At 65.2% G+C, this 15,240-nt stretch carries 18 protein-coding genes; 15 read left to right on the top strand and 3 right to left on the bottom strand.

Translation table 11 applies throughout. The features are described 5' to 3' along the window. Positions 1-20 precede the first annotated feature (20 nt). The gene (locus tag AB4Y80_RS08375) at positions 21-299 is read left to right on the top strand and encodes a hypothetical protein (RefSeq protein ID WP_442213589.1); all 279 of its coding nucleotides are present in this window, start codon (positions 21-23) and stop codon (positions 297-299) included. Here AB4Y80_RS08375 and AB4Y80_RS08370 read toward each other — a convergent pair. After that, the gene (locus tag AB4Y80_RS08370) at positions 292-1,479 is read right to left on the bottom strand and encodes a DNA recombination protein RmuC (protein ID WP_442213588.1); all 1,188 of its coding nucleotides are present in this window, start codon (positions 1,477-1,479) and stop codon (positions 292-294) included. The two genes, AB4Y80_RS08375 and AB4Y80_RS08370, sit on opposite strands and share 8 nt — an antisense overlap. Before the next feature lie 189 nt (positions 1,480-1,668). On the opposite strand from AB4Y80_RS08370, the gene AB4Y80_RS08365 reads away from it, so the two are divergent. The 12 genes from AB4Y80_RS08365 to AB4Y80_RS08310 all read left to right on the top strand — a co-directional run bounded on the left by AB4Y80_RS08365 (position 1,669) and on the right by AB4Y80_RS08310 (position 11,419). Next, positions 1,669-1,890, top strand: a complete 222-nt coding sequence (locus AB4Y80_RS08365) for a hypothetical protein (protein ID WP_442213587.1) — start codon at positions 1,669-1,671, stop codon at positions 1,888-1,890. Positions 1,891-2,119: 229 nt separating this feature from the next. Then, a complete protein-coding gene (locus AB4Y80_RS08360; protein ID WP_442213586.1) occupies positions 2,120-2,836 on the top strand; it encodes an AfsR/SARP family transcriptional regulator in 717 nt (238 codons plus the stop codon). Between the two features lie 79 nt (positions 2,837-2,915). Next, positions 2,916-3,662 (top strand): hypothetical protein, encoded by a 747-nt coding sequence (locus AB4Y80_RS08355; protein WP_442213584.1) that lies wholly within the window; start codon positions 2,916-2,918, stop codon positions 3,660-3,662. Positions 3,663-3,876: 214 nt separating this feature from the next. Further along, positions 3,877-4,074, top strand: a complete 198-nt coding sequence (locus tag AB4Y80_RS08350) for a hypothetical protein (RefSeq protein WP_442213583.1) — start codon at positions 3,877-3,879, stop codon at positions 4,072-4,074. Between the two features lie 139 nt (positions 4,075-4,213). Further along, positions 4,214-5,662 (top strand): hypothetical protein, encoded by a 1,449-nt coding sequence (locus tag AB4Y80_RS08345; protein ID WP_442213582.1) that lies wholly within the window; start codon positions 4,214-4,216, stop codon positions 5,660-5,662. A gap of 44 nt (positions 5,663-5,706) precedes the next feature. Next, positions 5,707-5,904 carry a hypothetical protein gene (locus AB4Y80_RS08340; RefSeq protein WP_442213581.1) on the top strand — a complete coding sequence of 66 codons (198 nt, stop codon included), beginning with the start codon at positions 5,707-5,709 and terminating at the stop codon, positions 5,902-5,904. Between the two features lie 62 nt (positions 5,905-5,966). Beyond that, positions 5,967-6,170, top strand: coding sequence for a hypothetical protein (locus AB4Y80_RS08335; protein WP_442213580.1), 204 nt, complete (start codon positions 5,967-5,969; stop codon positions 6,168-6,170). A 383-nt stretch (positions 6,171-6,553) separates the two neighbouring features. Next, positions 6,554-7,639 carry a redox-regulated ATPase YchF gene (ychF, locus tag AB4Y80_RS08330; RefSeq protein ID WP_442213579.1) on the top strand — a complete coding sequence of 362 codons (1,086 nt, stop codon included), beginning with the start codon at positions 6,554-6,556 and terminating at the stop codon, positions 7,637-7,639. A gap of 657 nt (positions 7,640-8,296) precedes the next feature. Next, positions 8,297-9,583, top strand: coding sequence for a hypothetical protein (locus tag AB4Y80_RS08325; protein ID WP_442213578.1), 1,287 nt, complete (start codon positions 8,297-8,299; stop codon positions 9,581-9,583). 175 nt (positions 9,584-9,758) lie between these two features. After that, entirely contained in the window at positions 9,759-10,370 is a 612-nt protein-coding gene (locus tag AB4Y80_RS08320) for a class F sortase (protein WP_442213577.1), read from the top strand. Between the two features lie 478 nt (positions 10,371-10,848). Further along, positions 10,849-11,130, top strand: a complete 282-nt coding sequence (locus AB4Y80_RS08315) for a type II toxin-antitoxin system RelE/ParE family toxin (RefSeq protein ID WP_442213576.1) — start codon at positions 10,849-10,851, stop codon at positions 11,128-11,130. Next, on the top strand, positions 11,117-11,419 hold the full coding sequence (locus tag AB4Y80_RS08310; RefSeq protein ID WP_442213575.1) for a HigA family addiction module antitoxin: 303 nt from the start codon (positions 11,117-11,119) through the stop codon (positions 11,417-11,419). The genes AB4Y80_RS08315 and AB4Y80_RS08310 overlap by 14 nt, the downstream gene beginning before the upstream one ends. Before the next feature lie 76 nt (positions 11,420-11,495). Here the strand turns inward: AB4Y80_RS08310 and AB4Y80_RS08305 are convergent, their stop codons facing one another. Continuing rightward, positions 11,496-11,963, bottom strand: coding sequence for a hypothetical protein (locus tag AB4Y80_RS08305; protein WP_442213574.1), 468 nt, complete (start codon positions 11,961-11,963; stop codon positions 11,496-11,498). 69 nt (positions 11,964-12,032) lie between these two features. Then, on the bottom strand, positions 12,033-12,422 hold the full coding sequence (locus AB4Y80_RS08300; RefSeq protein WP_442213573.1) for a VOC family protein: 390 nt from the start codon (positions 12,420-12,422) through the stop codon (positions 12,033-12,035). A gap of 105 nt (positions 12,423-12,527) precedes the next feature. Here AB4Y80_RS08300 and AB4Y80_RS08295 point away from each other — a divergent pair, with 105 nt between their 5' ends. Together AB4Y80_RS08295 and AB4Y80_RS08290 are read left to right on the top strand one after the other, a co-directional pair. Beyond that, on the top strand, positions 12,528-13,064 hold the full coding sequence (locus tag AB4Y80_RS08295) for a DinB family protein (RefSeq protein ID WP_442213572.1): 537 nt from the start codon (positions 12,528-12,530) through the stop codon (positions 13,062-13,064). A 157-nt stretch (positions 13,065-13,221) separates the two neighbouring features. Beyond that, positions 13,222-15,018 (top strand): ABC transporter family substrate-binding protein, encoded by a 1,797-nt coding sequence (locus AB4Y80_RS08290; RefSeq protein ID WP_442213571.1) that lies wholly within the window; start codon positions 13,222-13,224, stop codon positions 15,016-15,018. Positions 15,019-15,240 lie beyond the last annotated feature (222 nt).

Here is a 15,240-nt window from a genome sequence, read left to right as displayed (position 1 = left end):
AAATGGAAAGGAGAACGCCGATGTTCATGGGCGTCTACCACTTTGCCGGGGACACGTCGGAGCTGCTTGAGGGGCACCGGCGCATGCTTGCCTTGATGCCTCCGGGCGTCCTGCAGATCCACCTGTGCCTGACCACTCCGACGGGGATCTCCATCTATGACACCTGCCCCGACCGCGCCACCTTTGACCGCTTCAGCCGGGGGAGGGACTTTGCCGAGTTGGTGGCCCAGGCCGGGATGCCGGCGCCCGACGCCGTCCCCTTGGGGGACGTGGAAAGCTACGAATTGCACGTCACGTAGGAAGAGGAGCGTCGTCGAATTCCGGCGCCGTCAGGGCCCGGGGGGACACCTCCAGCATCGGCGGGGACACAAGGCTGCCCGGGTCGAAGGCATTGAGCTTGCGGGCCGTGGGCAGCACCCGGGCCTCCAGGGTGCCCACCAATTTGTTGTAGCGGTCCACGGCGGACTTCAGCGACGCGCCGACATTGGCCACCGCTTCCCCCATGGTGCCCAGCCGGTTGTAGAGCTGCGCGGACAGGTCGAAGAGTTCCTTGGCGCTCTCGGTGAGCACGTCCTGGCGCCAGCTGAAAGCGATGGACTTCAGGATGGCCAGCAGGGAGATGGGGGAGGCCAGCACCACGTTCCTGGCCATGGCATAGTCCAGCAGGGCGGGATCGGCCACCAGCGCCGCGGAGAGGATGGACTCCACGGGCACGAAGCAAATCACCAGCTCCGGAGAGTTGTGCGCCGACGTCCAGTACTTCTTGGCGGCCAGCGCATCAACGTGCGCCTTGACGGCCTTCGCATGGCGGGCCAGGTGTTCGTGCGCCTCGGCACTGTCCGGGGAGTCGGCGTCGTGCACCAGCAGGTAGGAGGACAGCGGCACCTTTGCATCGAGCACCAGCTCCTTGCCCCCGGGCAGGCGCACCACCATGTCCGGGCGGTGGGCGCCGTCGGCGGTGGCGGTGTGGACCTGTTCCAGGAAGTCAACATTGGCCAGCATCCCGGCCGCCTCCACCACGCGGCGCAGTTGTACCTCGCCCCACTTGCCGCGCACGTTGTTCGAGCGCAGGGCCGACGCCAGGGACGAGGTGGTGGACAGTAGCCTGGCATCCGCGTCCCGGGCGTCACGGAGCTGCTGGGCCAGCTGGCCGTATTGCTCCACCCGGTCGCGCTCGAGCAGGGCCACCTGGCGCTGCACGGCGTTGAGTTTTTCGGAGACCGGCCCCAATGCCTGCAGGACCGCCGAATCCGAGGACTGCTGCAGGGACAGCGAACGGTTCTGGTTGTGCAACAGTCGGCGCTCGGCGTCCGCCGCGGCGAAATCGGCGCCCAGTTCACCGGCGCGCAGCCGGGCCGCCTGCGCCTCCGCCCCGGCTCCGCGCAACCGTCCGCGGAAATACCAGGCCGTCGCGGCGGCTCCCGCCAGCACTCCAAGCAACAACATCAATAGGGCCACAAGCCAGCTGATTCCAGTCATATGGCCACCATGCCACGAGGCTGCGACAATGTGGCCGCCGCGCACCCTGGCCGCCCTCGGGTCGCATGAGATTATCCACAGGGCAGGCGGCCGGATGGCTAGAACGCATATTCGGGCATACACTGGGCCAATTACCGATGGGTAAGCATGCACCAAGTCAGATGGGGGTCTGAATTGAAAGACAGGGATTTGGCGATAGTCACCATGGATGATGACGACGCAGTGGAGGAGACCGACGGACGCGGGACGATGGTGATCCGCGTGTGGTCGGAGCCGGCCGGGGACGGGCCTTTCCGCGCCCGCCTAACCTTTAGCCGGACCTCGGCGGACCAGCCGCAGGTGTCCGTCGTGACCAGCCCTGAGCAGCTGCTTGAGACCGTCCGCCAGTGGCTGGCAGAAGCGCCCGGCTGAGCATGCGTTGGGGAGCGGTCGCAACCCGATGCGCTTCGCCCATTTTTTCGCCGGCATTCCATTGACAACGAATGGCCATGCGGCCATGCTCTAACTGTTGGGCGCGGAATCTTGCAGACGGTTCACACGCTCCGGCAATAGGCAGCCGTTGGAGCCACTTGAGTGTGGATACGTCGGGGTTTGGGGAAATATGGACGACGTGGTCAGTCAACATTGGGAACTCTGCCTCTTGGGTTCTTGGCAACTCAAACTCGATGGCCGCCCCCTCGCCGTTGGTCTCCGCCAGCAACGCGTCATTGCGGCGCTGGCTCTCCTCGGCGCCCGGTCACGGCATGCCCTCGCGAACCTCTTATGGCCGGACAGCTCCGAGACACAGGCCGCCGGAAATCTCCGTGCGAGCCTGTTTCACATTACGCACAAACTTCCCGCCCTGATCTGTCTGTCCTCGGATTGCCTGCTTCTGGAACCCAGCGTCGAGGTCGACTTTCACAGGATTCGCTGGCTCATCGCCGATATCCAGGACACCGGCAACCTGGCGGCCCCGGATTCGGCTTATGTCCTCCACCACGCGGACCTGCTGCCGGGCTGGTATGACGACTGGGTCATCTTCGAACAGGAACGCCTGCAGCAGCTGCGCCTGGACGGGCTGGAGGCACTGGCCGGCTACTTCCTGCAGGTGGGGTCCACGGGACGGGCCTTGGAGGCGGCCCTTGCGGCCACGGCGATCGAACCCCTGCGCGAAAGCGCACAGCTGATTCTGCTCCAATGCCATCTGCAGGCCGGCAACAACGTCTCCGCCATGCAGTCATTCCATGAATTCCGCGGCCGGCTGAACCGCGAACTGGGAGTGCGCCCGTCCTCCCTTTTTGCCGAGGTGATGGAAGCGCTGCGCCCCGCCCAGGCGCCGTCTGCCCAACCGCCGCCCCGCAGCCGCAGCACCTTCTAGGATCTCCCCCGCCCCCTCGTGGGCTCCGGGCGCAGCGTCGCACCAATCGGAATGTTCACAGGAGATATGAGGAAAAGCAATGCGTACAAAATTGGTAAAAAGCGCCTTGGGCGTGCTCGTTCTGGTTTCCGGGATGCTCCTGATCGGCCCGGCCACCGGCGGCTTGAACCCCGCAGACGCGGCCGCACTGGGCGCCCATCAACAGATCCACCGGTCCACGAGTTTGGACACGGCGTCCTCGGCCATTCCCACCGCTGGGCAGCCGACCGTCACGGACAGCGCGCAAAGCACCGTGCGCACCGCCTCAGCGACGAGCAAGGCGACCGCCGTGGCCGTCGCGACGAGCAATTGTGATGGCTGCTCCGGCGTGTCAACCACGTTTCAGGTGGTTTATTTTGATGGGCGGGCGGCCAGCGCCGACAATTCGGCCGCGGCCTGGTCAAGTTGCGCCGGCTGCGCCTCGTCCGCCGTTTCCGTGCAGTTGGTGGTCGCCCGCCGGGCCACCCAGCTGACCATGAACAATAGGGCCCTTGCACTCAACGCGGACTGCACGGGTTGTGCCACCACCTCGGCGGCCATCCAGTTCGTCATTTCCGGGGGCACGCGGCGTGACCTGTCGGCGCAGGCGAAGGACATGATCACCCAGATTCAGGGCGAGCTGGCCCAACGGCTCCAGGCCACCCCGCAGCGCCAGGGTCTGCAGCGATCCGCCCCCCAGGCGAAAAGCCTCACGGATGACACTGCGTCGAGGTTGGCCCAGATCATCCTCAAGGACGTAGGGGCCGCCACGGTGCAACGGAACATCGACGTTCAGTCCGGGCAGTAGCCCTCCGGGGGAACCGGCACTACCAGTAGCAGCCAGGAAGGTTCCGGGGACGCGGTGCGCCGCTTCCCCGGAACCTTTTTGGTGCCCGCAGACGGCGGCCTCGGGGCCTGCCGCCAACGGTAACGCGGCAGTAACGGCGTCCGCCCTTTACTGTACGTACTGGCTCAACGGGCCTTGATAACGGAGCTACATTCCACGAGAGGGGGTGAATGAGATGGAGAAACTGACCGTCATGGAATTGGAGGGACAGAGCGTAGAGCTGCTCCCGTCACGGGAGACTCTGCTCTTGAACTTCCACATCAACTGGGCAAGTGTCATGGCCTCGAATGCGTCCTACGCAGTCAACGCCGCGACCCTGCACTCCAGCGCAACCAGCGGAGCATGGCAGCACATTAGCGTCAGCCAGCGCTAGTGACACCAGTCACCGGGGTCCGGTGTGACAGGCGCCGGCCCCGGCTTCATTTCAGCTCCACCCCGGCGGCGGGTTCACCACTCATCAGCGGTGAACCCGCCGTTGGAACGCTCGTCTCGGCCGACCAAAGGCATGATCCATGACGATTGAAGCCAGCAAACAGGATGAAGTTCAGTGGCAACTGGTGCCCGGGGTTGAGCTGCTGGGCCCGGTGACGGGGTCCGGGCTCGTGCAATCGACGTTTCTCGTCCAGCGCCCCGACGGGCAGGTCATCCAGATTTCGGCGCTGCTGAACCTTATTCTCCAGTCGGCCGCCGCCCAGCCGTCGACGGCCGTGCTGGCCGGCACCGTAAGCAAGATTTACGGCCGGGAGTTGGACGAATCCGGGCTGACCATGCTGATCGAGACGAAGCTGCGGCCCTTGGGATTGATGGAGGATGCCTCCGGGACCGTGGCCATGGAGGAACCCGCTCCCACTGCCAGGCCGCTGTTGGCCCTGCGCCTGAAGGGCGCCATCCTCCCGGCCCGCGCCGTCAACCGGCTTGCCGGGCTCCTGCGCCCCCTCTACTTTCCGCCCGTCGTCATTGTCAGTCTCGCCGCCCTTGTCGCACTCGACATCTACTTGTTCGTCTCAAGCAGCATCATGGCGGCTTTGGCCCAAATCTGGGTCACCCCAACCCTGCTGCTGGGACTTTTCGTCATGATGGTCGTCGGCGCGGTGATCCATGAACTGGGCCATGCCACCGCCTGCAAATACGGCGGCGCGGAACCGGGCGTCATCGGTTTCGGCGTCTACCTGGTCTTTCCCGCGTTCTTTACCAATGTGACCGATTCCTACCGGCTCAACCGTGCCGGCCGGCTGCGGACCGACCTGGGCGGACTCTACTTCAACGTCTGGTGCGTGCTGCTGGCCGGCTTGGGCTACCTGGTGACCGGCAACGGGATATTGCTGCTGTTCGTCCTCACCACGCAGATCATGATGCTCCAGCAGCTTCCGCCAACCATCCGGCTGGATGGCTACTTCGTCTTGGCGGACCTGGCCGGCGTGCCGGACTTGTTTTCCCGAGTCGGACCGGTCTTGCGCAGCCTGATCCCGGGCCGTCCGACGGACCCGCGGGTCACGGAGTTGCGCCCGGCGGCCCGCCGGATCGTCAAGGTGTGGGTGCTCACGGTCATGCCCGCCCTCGTATTTCTCTTTGCCTGGCTGCTGTGGAACATGCCGCTGATCGTTGCCCAGGCCTCCGACGCCGTCGCCGCCCATGCGCACGCGCTGAGCGCCGCATGGGTCGGCGGCCGGCCGGTGGAAGTCATCCTGTCCTCGCTTTCCATTTTCCTGCTAGTGCTCCCCATCGCCGGGATCATCGTGATGGTTCAGCTGCTTGTCGTCGACGGGCTCAAGCTGGTGCGGCGCCTGCGCACCTCCCGGCAAACGGCAGTCAGGCGGCGCGCGGAGGCTTCGGGTGCCGGCGCCCACCTGCGTCGCCATCCGCCTCGGAACCCCGAGCTTGTGGGCCCGGTGCGTCACCTGAAGCCGCGTCGCAGGGGGATCCTGGCGGCGGGAGCGGGCCACCGGGCATCAAAGACTTAGTCAATTCAGCCATTGGCAACGACACTCGAAGGGAGGTGAATGACATGGAGAAACTGACCACCACGGAATTGGAGGGACAGAGCGTAGAGCTGCTTCCCTCGCGGGAGACCCTGCTCCTGAACTTCCACATCAACTGGGCCAGCGTCATGGCTTCGAATGCGTCCTACGCAGTCAACGCCGCGACACTGCACTCCTCCGCCACCAGCGGAGCGTGGCAATCCATTAGCGTCCACCAGCGCTGACAGATCCGACGCCGGGTGTCCGTTTCTGGCGGATGCCCGGCCACAGAGAAAGGTGAACCGCCATGACGGCATCATCTGCACTGTGCTCCCTCGATCTCCAAGCCGAGACCGCGGAGCTGCTTCCCAGCCGCGAAACCCTGTTCCTGGACTTCAATTTCAATGTCGCGCCCGTGATCGGTGTCAATCTGGCATTCGCTCTCAACGCGGCGACCATTGGATCCGTGGCTCATGCGAATGCGTGGCAGAATCTCTTCTCGGTGCACTAGCACCCGGCGGGATTCAAATCCGAGAACGGCGGGCGTGCAGCCCGCCGTTCTTGTGTGCTTGACCGCACGCCATTTGGCCTGTTGGCGGCCCGGGCGTGGACTTTCGTCATGCGGGCGACTCGTGGTGGGTTTGGGGCATGTTGTCCACCGGCGCGATACCCGGGCCGGGTTCTGCGCATGGTGGAAGCACTCCGTCCAGATGAAGACCGTGGACTTTCGTCATGCGGGCGACTCGTGGTGGGTTTGGGGCATGTTGGCCACCGGCGCAAGACTTGGGCCGGGTTCAGCGCATGGCGGAAGCACGCCGGCTTCCAAAAGATTGCTCACGCTTCCCAACCTTGCCGCAGGCGGCAGAATTCAGACCCTGCCGGTAAGCTTGACCCGTGGCTCTCACTATTGGCATCGTCGGACTGCCCAACGTCGGCAAATCAACTCTTTTCAACGCACTGACGCGCAACAACGTGCTCGCGGCGAACTACCCGTTCGCCACGATCGAACCCAATGTGGGCGTCGTCAGCCTGCCCGATCCGCGCCTGGCCAAGCTGGCCGAAGTATTCGGCTCGGCCCGCCTGCTGCCGGCCACCGTGTCATTTGTGGACATCGCCGGAATTGTGAAGGGCGCGTCCGTGGGCGAGGGGCTGGGCAACAAGTTCCTGGCCAATATTCGTGAGGCCGAGGCGATCGCCCAGGTCATTCGCGTCTTCGATGATCCGGACGTCGTCCATGTGGACGGCAAGGTCGATCCGCGCTCGGACATGGAAACCATCAACACCGAGCTGATCCTGGCCGATCTCCAAACCATCGAAAAGGCGATCCCGCGCATCGAGAAGGCCGTCAAGCTCAAGCAGCGCACGGCCGCCGAGCTCGACGCCGTCAAGGCCGCCCAGGCCGTCCTGGAACGAGGCGACACCATCTTCTCCTCGGTCAGGAGCGACAAGCTCGAGCCGGAGCACCTCAAGGAATTGGGCCTGCTGACCGCGAAACCATTCATTTACGTGTTCAACGTTGACGATGCCGTCATCGGCAACCCGGAACGCCAGGCGGAGCTGCGTGAACTCGTGGCCCCGGCGGATGCGATCTTCCTCGATGCCAAGCTGGAGGCCGACCTCGTCGAACTTGACGAGGCCGAGGCCAAGGAAATGCTGGAGCTCAACGGCCAGGAGGAATCCGGCCTGGACCAGCTGGCCCGGGTTGGTTTCCACACGCTGGGCCTGCAAACCTACCTGACGGCCGGGCCCAAGGAGACGCGGGCCTGGACCATCCGCCAGGGCGACACGGCACCGCAGGCCGCCGGGGTCATCCATTCCGACTTCCAGCGCGGCTTCATCAAGGCCGAGGTGGTCCACTTTGACGACCTGATCGAGGCCGGCTCCATGCACGAGGCCAAGGCCAAGGGCAAGGTCCGGATCGAAGGCAAGGACTACGTCATGCACGACGGCGACGTGGTCGAGTTTAGATTCAATGTATAGTTGCTGACCTCCCTGGGACCTTACGCGATAGCCGCTAAGAGCATTCGACGTGCAATCGAAGAATCCGCTACTGCTAGTTGGCGGCCACGGAGTGGAACCCAACCGGGCGGGTGCTCCGGCAACATACAACCCGAAAGACACCGTGGCGAACGCGTTGCACCGGGCGCCGTGCTCCCACCGCGTGACCCTGGTCGCCGCGCAGCGATCGCCGCCAACTGGACAACCGCGCTGCTGACCCTGCAACTGTAAGTGCTCCCGGTCCGCGGCCAAACCTGCCGTGGGACTGCGGTCCGCCCGACATGAGGCGGCCATCCCCGCGGACAGCTGCGCTCGTGTTACGCTCGGGCGAGCCCGCACGTGCGCATGCCCGCACGTGCGCATAGTCGCTTCGTGCCGAAGGTTAGCAACGTTGGAAGTCGCCCGTGCAGTGGTTCGCATCTTGTTTCGGTTGCCGAGGGCTGAAGAACGTCAACTTCCATTCCAGACACTGGGGACATCTTGAAGATCAAATCACGCGCACGACCTTGGGCCTCTGTAGCGGTTGGCGGGTTGCTGCTGGTCGCGAGCTCGACCGCGGGCATCACCGCAGCCAATGCTTCGGCACCCGCCGCCGCTCCGCCCCCGGTATCGCAACCGGCCGTCACGGGTCAACCCGCGATGCACCTCAGCGCCGCCTCCGGGTACCAGACATCGTCCTTCACCGTATCGGGCTCCGGCTATCTCAGCGGCGAACTGTTGAACGTATTCATGGGCCCGAACTCCGGTTCCGCCCTGGGAAACTTTCTGGCCACAGCCCAGGTAGCGACGGATGGAACCTTCTCCGTGCTCGTGAGCATTCCCGCCGGCACTGCCCCGGGACAACAGGACATCACCATACGAGACATAGCAGCCCGACCGATACAGAGCCTTCCGTTCAACGTCCTCCCACCGGCGATGTCCGTCTCCGCCACATCGGGGACCCGCGGGTCGGGGTTCACGGTCTCTGGTATTGGCTACACCACGGGGGAAGCCTTCACGGTATCTCTGGGGGGCATGGAACTTGGTTCGGGGCACGTGCCAGGGGCCGGGAACGGAATGTTCTCCCTTCCGGTCAATGTGCCGTACATGATCCCGGCGGGCCACCAGAATCTCGTCGTGTCATCGGACCACGGCCTATCAAAGCAGTTCCCGTTTGAGGTCCTTGCCCCGTCCCTTGCGCTCTCGCTCACGCCAGCTTCGGGCGTACCCGGGGCTGAGTTGAAGGTGAACATCGCAGGCTACATTCCGGGTGAAACCGTGCAGGTCCTCTTCGGACCCACCAAGGATCTCCTACAACAGTTCACCGTTGGTACGGACACCGCAACCTATGTTCTGGCCAATGTCCCCAACGGGGCCGTCGCGGGACCGAACACCGTGACCGTGGTCGGATCGCGGACCACGACGCCTCAGAGCGCGCAGTACACTGTCGTGGCCCCTGGGAACCCGGCCGTCACACTTTCGGCGCCCAACGGCGCTGCAGGGAGGAGCTTCCTGATCGCCGGGACCGGCTACACCCCGGGAACTACAGTGACCGCGACCCTCGGTGCAGGAGGGCCTCGGCTCGGATCCACGACCGTCGGTTCGAACGGGACCTTCAGAATCAACGCCACGGTACCGGCCGCCAATGCCGGCACCCAGAACATCATTGTCACCGCCCCGGGCACCAGCGGACTGTCAACGCCGTTCACGGTGCTGGCAACCACGAAGCCTGCCACCCCGGTCACCACCGGATCTTCCCCAACGCTGCGATCAGTGGTCGTCTCGGCCGACGTCCCTGCACAAGGCCCCGCGCGCGGGCTGAAGATTCAGACTGCGGTCCAGGGAACCGCCTCTGCCCCAACGACCGGCTGGGTAGCGACTGCGGGGCTCCTCGGGGTCCTTGGTCTGGCGGTAGTTGTAGCGGTCCGTCGAAAGCGCCGTGCCTGAAAACGAACCGTCAGCCGAGGGCGCTGGCGTAGCTCGGGATTATGTGAGCGGGGTCGGAGGACATTCTCCTGGCGTCAGCGATGACTTGACCGAGGGAGGTGCCCCGGCGGACGTTTCGTGCCACGGCGCGTCCACGGGCCGCCCTTGCCGCCGAAAGGTTCGCCGGGGTACCGTCGTGTGGGCCGGCGCCGCAGCGGTCCTGCTGGCGGGTGCCATTGCCGTCGCGTGTTTTCCTACAGTGCCTCCCGGCTCGGCGCAGCACGCGCAGGCAACTCCGACGACGCATGGGCCGGCGGCGCCCGTGGCGGCGAAGTCCGCCGCGGCCGGGGAAATATCCCGCGCGGGGGCGCCGCTGCGCCTGGTCTACCCCGGCGCGGGCGCCGACATCGCCATTCACCCGCTGACCCCCACGGCGGCCGAACTCACTGCCGGTGAGGTGGATCCGCCCCAAACCCAGGACGCCTACTGGCTGACGAACTACGGAAGACCCGGCGCCGGGTCGACCGACACAACATTCCTGATTAGCCACCGCTGGGTCGGGCAGGACGCACCCTTCAACCGGATCGGCAACGTCGCCAAGGCCGGGGATCGGTTCACGCTGAGCACCCAAAACGGAGTCCTCGACCTCGCCGTCAGCACGGTAACAACCTTTGACAAGGCGACGTTGAACACGGCGCCGATCTGGAATGCGGTACCGGGCCGCGTCGTCATCATCACCTGCGATCTGCGCGACCCTTGGGGGAAAAACACGGTCATCACGGCCGACCCGACGCTGCACAGACCCTGACCGGAGTATAGACGAGCTACCGAAAAAGGGGGCACTGGGATGCCGGCTGGCGCGGCCGTAAAACGCCCTGTTTCACATCAAGTCGGTCCTTGATTCAAGCCGAATGGCGCGCTCCCGCCCGGGAGGCCAGCGGATCCCGTCAAGACGTGAAAGCGCGTCTTGGGATGAAGACGCTGATGGCCTGCGTGCGGGACGACATGCGCGACCTCGCAGCCTATCGACGAGAGGTTGTTCTGTGACGGAACGTGGTGGAGTTTAGGTTCAATGTCTAGAATCGCCTGGAAACTTGCCACGCCACGAATCCCGCCGCTTCAAGTGAGCGCTTCAGGCCATTGAGCGTTCGCCCGCTTCACCGATCTACTCGTCCCCGCCCGCCGCGCCGCCTATGCCCAGCACCTATCCCGGGTCGACCGCTCGCGCTGGTGGAACTTAGGTTAACGTCTAGCGTTATTGACGCGATGCGTTATAGACTGGCCTCGTGATTAGATCGTTCGCGGACAAGGACACCGAACGATTATGGCGTCGTGAACGTGTGCCGTCGCTGGATCCTCGGATTCAGCGAGTTGCACTCAGGAAGCTTCGTCAGGTGGGATCGGCGGAGTCGCTTGATGATCGTCGGACGCCACCCGGCAACCGGCTCGAACTTTTGAAAGGGAGGCGTGCCGGTCAACACAGCATCAGAATCAACGACCAGTGGCGGATCTGCTTCCGATGGACCGACGCTGGCCCCGAGGAGGTTGAGATCGTTGACTACCACTGACAAGATTGCCCCGATCCACCCGGGCGAGGTACTCATGGAGGACTTCATCGAGGGCTTTGGCATCACGCAGAATAAGCTCGCGGTATCGATCGGCGTGCCGCCGCGGCGCATCAACGAGATCGTGCACTGCAAGCGCGGCATTTCCGCAGATACGGCTCTGCGCCTGGCTAGGTACTTCGGGACCTCGGCGCAGTTTTGGCTCAATCTGCAGTCGCACTACGAACTCGACCTCGCCGAAGATCGCGCGGCGGATCAGATCGACGCGATCACGCCACTGCGCGTCGCCTAGGTGTACTGCTTCTTCCCGATGGAACTCGGCACAGTTCCGGTTCAACATTTAGACGGCTGCGCCGGGCAGCCGCCCGTCAGCCAATCTGGTAGATCAGCCCCAGGCCGTCCCGGGCCAGTGCGGCCGTAAAGGCCTGAGCCGCGTGCAGGTGCCGGGCCACGGAGCCCAGCCTGCCGGCACTGGCCGGCGCATACTGCGGCGACAGCCGTGCAAGCGGACAAAGTCCGGACAGTCGCACCAGGGCCAGGTCCTCGGCCACCAAGCCCACCTGGCGCGCGTCAAGGACACGCAGGAACGGAATCCAGCCGTAGCCGTATTCGGTCACACCGCCCCTAACCAACTCGAATGCCGCCCTGGCAGCCCCGTCCGGTGTCCCGCCGAAGAGGGCCTGGAAGTCCTGCCAGGCCTGGTCGAGTTGCAGCATGGCCGGAGGATCCGACCGCGACTCCCAGGCATGCCGGTCGGAGATGAACGCGCGCGGGTTCAGGCGGGCGTGATTCACCAGGTTCGACGGCACCGCCAGCGCGACATATTTGATTCCCATGCCACCTAATTTTCGCAGCGTTCCGGGATTCCCGCCGAAGGTTATCCACACCCCGCAAGACCCCTGTTGCTACGGTGCGTTCAGCTCGTCCGCGGTCAGCGCCCGCAGCACGCAAAACTCATTCCCCTCGGGGTCACCCATGACCACCCAGGTGACGTCGGGGCCCTGCCCCACGTCAACGCGCCGGGCACCCAGGGCCTCCAGCCGTGCCACCTCGGCGGCCTGGTCGTCCGGGCGCAGGTCCAGGTGGAGGCGGTTCTTGCCCGACTTTTCCTCCGGCACGCGCAGGAACAGCAGGTCCGCCACCACACCCTCCTCCCGGGTACCGGCGGCGGGCTGCAGGGCCACCTCGTCTGCGGAGTCATAGGTGATTCGCCAGCCCAGGGCGGCGGACCAAAACTTCGCCAGCCGTGCAGGGTCGGTTGTGTCGAAGGCCACGGATTCGATTCTCAGCGTCATGCCACGATTCTCCCGGCAACCGCCCCGGCAGGGAAGTACCGGATCCACAGGAAATTCTCGGGTCCTCGGGCGGCGCGGCGGCCGGCCGTGTGGAAGAGTCGTGACATGGACACATCCGAACAGCGCACACCGAGCCTGCCCGACGCCCGGTCCGGCCCTCCGTTCATGGCAGGGGAGCGGGAATCCTTGGAGGCGTGGCTGGAGTTCTACCGGCAGACCCTTGCCTTCAAGGTGGGTGGATTGACGGCCGGGCAGCTGTGCCGGCGGGCGGTCCCGCCGTCCACGATGACGCTCGCCGGGATCGTGCGCCACCTCACCGACGTCGAACGCTACTGGTTCTCCAACATCGGGGCAGGGACCACCGAACCCGCCCGCTACAGGGCCAAGGACCCCGACGCCGATTTCACCGGCTACAGCCCGTCCACCGCCCTGGCCGATGTCCGGAATTTCGACGATGAGGTGATCAGGGTCCGGGCCCTTGCCGCGCAAATTTCCGACCTGGACGCCGCGCTGCCCGGACGGCGCCACGGCCAGGAGTTGAACCTGCGCTGGGTCTACACCCACATGATTGAGGAGTATGCCCGACACCTCGGTCACGTGGACCTGCTGCGCGAATGCCTTGACGGCGCCACCGGGTATTGAGGGTTCGACGCCGGCCGCCCGGTCCGCGCCCGAGCCCTGAGCGCGAGCCTTGGGCCCGAGCCCTGAGGTAGTCTGTCAAGCAGGCTCCACGCCCGGGACGACCACAGGTCCGCGCGGCATCGCGGGCCCCCACGATGAGAATGAAACTGGAGGTGGAATGCGCGCCGGACGCATTTCCAAAACAATCGGCAGTGTCCTTGCCCTGGCCGCCATGCTGGCGCTGGGCGCCTGCACCAGCACCCCGTCTCCTCCGGACGGCACCGTTGCACCCACCTCCGCGGCGCCCGGTGGCAACGCCACTGTCCTTGAACCCCGCCCGTTCAGCTCYTTCAACGCCAACGGCGTCAGCGGCGCCACGAGCATCAACGCCAGAATCGACTACGCCACCCACTCCGGGTTCAACTACGTCGACAGCACCTTGAAAATTGTCAAGAATGAGAAATTCGGCAAGTACGAAAAGATCTCGGACGACCCGCTCACCGTCAAGTACACCATCAACGACGGCGTTCAATGGTCCGACGGCGAACCCGTCACCACCGCCGACCTCCTGCTCCAGTGGGCCGCCGCCTCCGGCTACTTCAATGACGCCACCCTCGGACGCCAGTTCAAGGTGATCAAGGGCACGGCCTATTTTCACTATGCGGGGGACACCTCCGGGCTCTCCCACACGGCCATGCCGTCAATCAGCGACGACGGAAAATCGCTGACGCTGACGTACTCGAAGAATTTCCCCGACTGGGAAACCGCGCTGGGCTCCCAGGTCAGCATCCCCGCCCACATCGTGGCCGTCCGGGCGGGACTGAAGGATGCGGCCACCCTGAGCGCGCTCCTGCAGGGCCTGCCCAAGGGGGATCCGGACCATCCGAAACCGCCCAATCCCACCCTGCGGAAGATCGCCGACTTCTGGAACACCGGCTTTGACACCAAGTCCATGCCGGACCCCTCCCTGGCCCTGTCCAACGGCCCGTACCTGGTGCAAAGCATCACCCCGGGCGAGGTGCTCGTGCTGACCCGCAACCCCGATTACACCTGGGGCACCGCGCCGCACCTGGAAACCATCACCGTCAAGTACGTCCCCGGCGCCGGCGCCCAACTGGCCGCCCTCAAGGACAAGACGGCGGACATCATCTCCCCGCCGGCCACCGCGGAAACCGTGACCGCCCTCCAGGAGTTGAAACCCGCCGGCGTGCAAATCCAGCTGGGCCAGGGTCTGGGCTTCGACCAGGTGGTGCTGAACTTCCAGGGGGTGCTGGCCAAACAGGACTTGCGCAAGGCGTTCCTGGCGACCATCCCGCGCACGGACATCCTGGACACGGCCCTCAAGCCGTTGATGGACACGGCCGTCCCGCTGAACTCGTTCGCATTCCTGCCCGGCCAGACACCCTACAAGGAGTCCACCGGCAACAACGGCAGCGCCGCGTTCGCCGCCCCCGACCCCGACGCCGCCAGGACCCTGCTCAACGGCGCCACCCCCACGGTGCGCATCCTGTACAACAAGGACGACCCTATCCGGGTCCAGGAATACAACCTCATCGTCGCCTCCGCGACCCTGGCCGGCTTCCGCATCTCCGACGCCGGCAAGAGCGCCGCGGACTGGCAGGCCGCACTGCACCAGGGCGCCTTTGACGTGGCCCTGTTCGGCTGGACCAGCATGCCCACCGGCTCCGCCCAGGTGCCGCAAATCTTCAAGACCGGCGCACCGTCCAACCTCAACAACTTCTCCAACGCCGTGGTGGACCAGCTGGTCGACCAACTCAGCGGCACCGCGGATTCGGCCAAGCAGAACGCGCTGAAAATGCAGATCGACAAACTTGTGTGGGAGGCCGGCTACGGCCTGCCGCTGTTCCAGCGCGTGGGCCTGGTGGCCGCCGGCCCCGACGTCTCCGGCGTGCGGTACTCCCCGGTTGGGGTCGGCCCCTGGTGGAACCTGTGGGACTGGCAGCGCACCAAGTAGCCCCACGTCCCCCGACGACGGCGGTGGGTGAGCTTCGTCACCAAAGAGGCGCGCCGCCGTCGTACTTCCCAGGCGGAAACCCGCGCCACGGCGGGCACCCCGCGCCCGGACGGGTCGGGGGAGTGGTGCCAAACACGCCCGTCATGCGATAAGGTGACTAGGCCGTATTTGGCAGTACGTCTAGAATGGTGTTATCTGCCGATAATCACGGCCAACCATTAG

This window comes from Specibacter sp. RAF43, from assembly GCF_052114065.1.
Taxonomy (GTDB): Bacteria; Actinomycetota; Actinomycetes; order Actinomycetales; family Micrococcaceae; genus Specibacter.
The sequence above is the reverse complement of the archived record's forward strand: the minus strand, read 5'-3'. Positions and strand labels throughout refer to the sequence as shown.